Annotated in this window: 2 protein-coding genes; both read right to left on the reverse strand. The window is 32.5% G+C overall.

Annotated elements, in window-relative coordinates; all coding sequences use genetic code 11:
- The coding region (locus D1841_RS18875) for a hypothetical protein (RefSeq protein WP_207710223.1) at positions 1–189 on the reverse strand (189 nt) is incomplete at its 3' end.
- The coding region (locus D1841_RS18440; RefSeq protein ID WP_166554411.1) for an ATP-binding cassette domain-containing protein at positions 182–547 on the reverse strand (366 nt) is incomplete at its 5' end. The genes D1841_RS18875 and D1841_RS18440, both read right to left, overlap by 8 nt.

Consider the following 547-nt stretch of genomic DNA (forward strand, 5'->3'; position numbering starts at 1 on the left):
AAATGATTCCTTTTTGTTGAATTTTATGAACGAATCAAAATTATATAGGAATTTATATTCTACATAGTCCAAAGCCCAGTATAGTCTATCTGTATATTCTAAAATACAGCTTGCTGCATCATAGAAACACGAGTCACCTATTCTATCAATTTGAATCTTTTTAACTTCTTCCTCTATAGTTTTAACCATTTTGATTATTCCCTTCTGTTGATTCCATATAAAACTTAGCCTGCGAAAACCATAATGCTTGATATTCTTCATTTGTAGCTAGTAAATCAGAATGTGTTCCGATTCCAACAATTTTCCCTTCTTTCATTACAATAATTTTATCCGCCCCTCGGGTAATTCCTAATCTATGAGAAATAATTATACTTTTTCTGCCTTCGGACAATCTACTGTAAATATTAAAAATTTTCTCTTCTTCACTTGGATCTATTGCTGCTGTAGGCTCATCTAAAACAATAAATTTACTTTTACGATATATACCTCTTGCAATGGCAACTCTCTGCCACATGCCTCCTGAAATATCTTTACCCCCAAACTCAGG

The sequence above is a fragment of the Neglectibacter sp. X4 genome, from assembly GCF_009917365.1.
Classification (GTDB): domain Bacteria; phylum Bacillota; class Clostridia; order Oscillospirales; family Acutalibacteraceae; genus Acutalibacter.